This is a genomic window from Polaribacter sp. PL03, from assembly GCF_033875165.1.
GTDB lineage: Bacteria > Bacteroidota > Bacteroidia > Flavobacteriales > Flavobacteriaceae > Polaribacter.
Map to the genome: position 1 here is coordinate 1 of NZ_JAWZSV010000020.1, position 4,334 is coordinate 4,334.

The 4,334-nt window shown below is 28.3% G+C and carries 6 protein-coding genes; all 6 read left to right on the plus strand.

The window, feature by feature from the left end; all coding sequences use genetic code 11:
- The first annotated feature begins 130 nt into the window (after positions 1-130).
- A complete protein-coding gene (locus tag SHK09_RS15215; protein ID WP_319811646.1) occupies positions 131-664 on the plus strand; it encodes an STM3941 family protein in 534 nt (177 codons plus the stop codon).
- 170 nt (positions 665-834) lie between these two features.
- Positions 835-1,587: a toll/interleukin-1 receptor domain-containing protein gene (locus SHK09_RS15220; RefSeq protein WP_319811647.1), complete on the plus strand. Its 753-nt coding sequence runs from the start codon at positions 835-837 to the stop codon at positions 1,585-1,587.
- Between the two features lie 368 nt (positions 1,588-1,955).
- Positions 1,956-2,222 (plus strand): hypothetical protein, encoded by a 267-nt coding sequence (locus SHK09_RS15225; protein WP_319811648.1) that lies wholly within the window; start codon positions 1,956-1,958, stop codon positions 2,220-2,222.
- 18 nt (positions 2,223-2,240) lie between these two features.
- A complete protein-coding gene (locus SHK09_RS15230) occupies positions 2,241-2,891 on the plus strand; it encodes an alpha/beta hydrolase (protein ID WP_319811649.1) in 651 nt (216 codons plus the stop codon).
- Between the two features lie 634 nt (positions 2,892-3,525).
- Positions 3,526-3,663 (plus strand): hypothetical protein, encoded by a 138-nt coding sequence (locus tag SHK09_RS15235; protein ID WP_319811650.1) that lies wholly within the window; start codon positions 3,526-3,528, stop codon positions 3,661-3,663.
- A gap of 157 nt (positions 3,664-3,820) precedes the next feature.
- Complete coding sequence (locus tag SHK09_RS15240) at positions 3,821-4,012, plus strand: hypothetical protein (RefSeq protein WP_319811651.1); 192 nt, start codon at positions 3,821-3,823, stop codon at positions 4,010-4,012.
- Positions 4,013-4,334: the final 322 nt, after the last annotated feature.

Consider the following 4,334-nt stretch of genomic DNA (forward strand, 5'->3'; position numbering starts at 1 on the left):
TTGCTTAAATTTATGCCTAATCAATGCTTTTTGCTTTTTTAAAAATGCTTCTAATTTTCCGGTGGAAAATTTGCCGCATTTTTAAATCGCAAAAATTTTTATACCAAAACGTTGTAAGTAATTAAAAAAAATGAAAAAGGAAGAAATAATCATTAAAAAAGATAGGTTTAGAATGATAATTCTAATGCTACCTTCTTTAATATTTGTTGTATTAGGATTTTGGATAGCATTTCTTGCTCCTGAATTAAATTTGGAATTGGTAAATGGTCAAATTATAAAAATGGTCATAGGATTATTATCGATTACATTTTTTGGGTTTGGAGTAATTCTAATATTAAAAAAATTTCTTGATAACAAATATGGAATTAAGATTTCCCAAGAAGGAATTTATGAAAATTCATCAGCTCAAAATATAGGATTGATTAAATGGGAAAATATTGAAAGAATTGAAGCTCAAAAAGTAATGAATCGGAAATATATTCGAGTTATTGTTGACAACCCAGAGGAATTTATTAAAAAACAAAATAATAGTTTAGTAAGAAAAATTTTAGAATCAAATTTTAAACGATTTGATTCTCCTATCCAGATTTATACAAATACATTGGAGATAACATTTAAAGAGTTATTTGATTTAATAAATAATGAATTAACAAAAAGAAAATAACTACTTACAACACTGTATAAAAAAAATTGCTGGCAATAGCTTACTTACGAAAATCCTCGCGGATTTTCTTGGTTCGTGTTTTATTTACTAACTTTACTGCTTAAATTACGCAACTTTCCTTATACAAAGACGTTGGCAGTAATATAAAAGCAGTACTAAATATTGAAAAAATGGACAAAAAAATAATTTTTATTTCACATATTACAGAAGAAAAAGAACTTGCTATAAAAACTAAAGAATTAATTGAAAATGCATTCTTAGGAATGATAGAGGTATTTGTTTCTTCAGACGAACAAAGTATTTCATTAGGTCAAAAATGGCTTGATAATATAACGGAATCTTTAAAATCTTGCGCAATTGAAATAATCCTATGTAGTCCGAAATCTGTAAAAAGACCTTGGATAAATTTTGAAGCAGGTGCAGGGTGGATTAGAAATATTCCCGTAATTCCTTTTTGTCACTCTGGAATGAAACCAGGAAAACTGCCAATTCCTTTGAATCTTTTACAAGCAGCTTCTGCTAACGAAATTTCAAGTTTGAAATTACTTTTTCCTGTATTAGCTCATGAACTTGGTTCAAAAACACCTGAAATTGATTTTTCATCATTTGTTGAATCTGTCAAAAACTTAGAAAACCAATACACATATTGGGATAAATTGAATCAGCATTTAGATAAATTAAACAAATATCATGTTGAATTAATTCCAGCATTAAAAAGTGGACAAAGAATCAATCTTGATTTGAAAGAATCTGATATAAAGTTATTTGAAGAATTAATGCCTTTTTTAGAATCTAACAAATTAATAATTTTAAATCGAGTTGGAAATGTCAGTGTCTCACCATCTGGAACATTTTATGATTACAAAATGAGTCCTTTAGAAAATTTGAAAAGTATTTGGTCTAATAAAAACTGTAAATATTAAATACTACTGCCAACACCGTATATAATTTATTGCTGGCTTCTCGCCTACTTGCGAAAGTCCTCGCGGACTTTCTTGGTCGGTAATTATTTACTAAATTAGTTGCTTAAACAACGCAACAAACCATATACAACAACGTTGTGGTGCATTACTCACTCAAAATCTGAATGATATTTTAATAAAAAATGGCCAAGAAAAAAAAGAAGTCGAAAAAGAAGGAAATAAGTTCGATAAAAAAAATCAGGTATATAATACTGATTGCTTTGCCTATTTTCATTCTAATTTATTTTAACGGAAAAAAAAGGGAAGAAAAGTTAGAGAATAATTCATTCGTAACTTATGGAGTAATTGAAAAGTTAAGACCAAAATCAATGAAAGGGCGAACAACAAGAAAAGATGTTGTCTATTTTTATTTTGTTAAAAACAACACTGTTTATCATAAAATAACAGATTTAACAGTAAATGGAATTGAAAGGTTAGGAATTAAAATAAATGACTGTTTCGAAGTTAAAGTTGTAGAATCTGATTATGGAATTTTCGCAATTGATTTTAAAAAAAAGAAAGACACTATAATAGATAAAAGAAAATACCGAATTCAAAAATACAATACAAGTATTCACAGAAATATAATTGAATAAAAACCGAAAGCGAACTGAATGAAAATATTTACAATTAGTGGACTTGGTGCGGATCAAAGAGTTTTTAAATATCTAACTCTTGAACACAATTTGATTCCTGTTGAATGGATAAAACCAGAGAAGAAAGAGCCAATTATTGAATACTCAAAACGCTTAATTAAAGAATATGGAATCGGAAACGAACAAGAATTTGGAATTTTGGGAGTAAGTTTTGGAGGATTAATAGCAACTGAAATCAGCAAACTTACGAAACCGAAATTCACGATTTTAATTTCGTCAGTTGAGACAAAAAATGAATTAAGCGGAATTATAAGAATATTTGGAAAAACGAAAATTATAGAATTAATTCCCGAAAGATTTCTGAATCCACCTAAATTAATTGCTCGCTTTATGTTCGGAACTAAAAAGAAGGAATTATTGAATTCTATTTTAGACGATACAGATTTGAATTTTACGAAATGGGCAATAAGAGAACTTGTGAATTGGAAAAATGAATCAAAATTATTGAATTTAATTAAAATTGGAGGTTCAAAAGATAAAATGCTTCCACCAAAAGAAAAAAACACAATTTTGATAGATAAAGGAGAACATTTTATGATAGTTGATAAAGCTGAAGAAATAAGTAAAATAATAAACGGAAAAATAAAAACGCACCACAACACCGTATAAACTTTATTGCTGGCTTTTTGCTCACTTGCGAAAGTCCTCGTGGACTTTCTTGGTTTGTGTTTTATTTACTAAATTAGTTGTTTAAAACACGCAACAAAGCTTATACAACAACGTTATAATCAATTGCTCAGAAAAATCTGAAATCTGAAAGAAAGTGAATTAAAAACGTAAAAATCCACTCAAATTCTGAATAAAAATCTTTGTGGAACTCACTCAAATTTGGAATTTAGCAAGTTTGTGAAAACTAAATTTTTGGAACACTCTCTCACGAATTACAACTCAAACGGAATTGAAAATGTTTGCGGAATCAAAACGTTTGAATTTACTCAAACTCGAAACCAAAAAGCGGAATTTTTTCGCGTCTTTTTTTCGTAAAAAGTCTTTTAAAGTAAAAATGTGGGAAATCACTCAAATGCTGAAAAGTTGAAAACGGAATCAAAACGTGTTTACTCAAATGTTTCGCAAAAGATTATAACACCGTATAAAAAAAATTGCTTAATTTTAAGCTAAATTAAAGGTCTTTGCTTTTTAAACACTTTCTATTTTCCTGCGGAAAATAGCCGTGTTTTTTTATCGCAAAAATTTTTATACACAAACGTTGGCATTCATTGACGAACGAACTCAAAACAAAATTATGACAAACATAAAAAAATTAAATAAACTGACTAAAAAAGAATATTTAAAAATTCTGATTTTAGTTGCAACATTCTTAATTGCTCGAACTATTTTTTCAGATTGGGAACATTTTAAAGCAGGATTATTTGGCTTTTAAAACGACACGTTTGACTTTTAGTTAGTTTGCGGAATCGAAAACTGAATTGAAAAGCAAAATCCGAATTAAATGCAGAATTTCTAACTCCATCGGAATTGAAAAGTTTGCGGAATAAATCGCTGACCGAATTTACTCTAATGCTGGAAAAAATAAAAATATGGAAACACTAAAATTACATTCATTAGGACAAAATGACCATCTTAAATCTCTAAAGAAAAAATATGATTTATTAAAGAATAGAATTACAGGAAATGAAAAAATGTCTGAAAACGATAAGAAAACTGAATTAAAAAATTTAGCCAAATCCTTTGATAGAGAAAAAAAGGATTCTAATAGAAATCTGTACTAAATCTGAATTGAAAAAGTTTGCAAAAAAATAGCTGACGGAATTCACTCAAACGCAAAAAAAATAGGAATTTAGCTGAATAAAAATATGTTGGAATAAAAACAACGAAATGCCAACACCGTATATAATTTATTGCTGGCTTCTTGCCTACTTACGAAAGTCCTCGCGGACTTTCTTGGTCGGTAATTATTTACTAAATTAGGTGCTTGAAACACGCAACAAACCATATACAACAACGTTGGCAACAATAAAAAAATTGTACTTTCCTGAAATAGGTTGACTAAAAATTAAACACTTAATTATAGTCACTTATGAAAACACAAAA

Coding starts and splice junctions, on each gene's coding strand:
- SHK09_RS15215 (WP_319811646.1), top strand. CDS start 131: ATGAAAAAGGAAGAAATAATCATTAAAAAAGATAGGTTTAGAATGATA.
- SHK09_RS15225 (WP_319811648.1), top strand. CDS start 1,956: ATGAAAGGGCGAACAACAAGAAAAGATGTTGTCTATTTTTATTTTGTT.
- SHK09_RS15220 (WP_319811647.1), top strand. CDS start 835: ATGGACAAAAAAATAATTTTTATTTCACATATTACAGAAGAAAAAGAA.
- SHK09_RS15240 (WP_319811651.1), top strand. CDS start 3,821: ATGGAAACACTAAAATTACATTCATTAGGACAAAATGACCATCTTAAA.
- SHK09_RS15230 (WP_319811649.1), top strand. CDS start 2,241: ATGAAAATATTTACAATTAGTGGACTTGGTGCGGATCAAAGAGTTTTT.
- SHK09_RS15235 (WP_319811650.1), top strand. CDS start 3,526: ATGACAAACATAAAAAAATTAAATAAACTGACTAAAAAAGAATATTTA.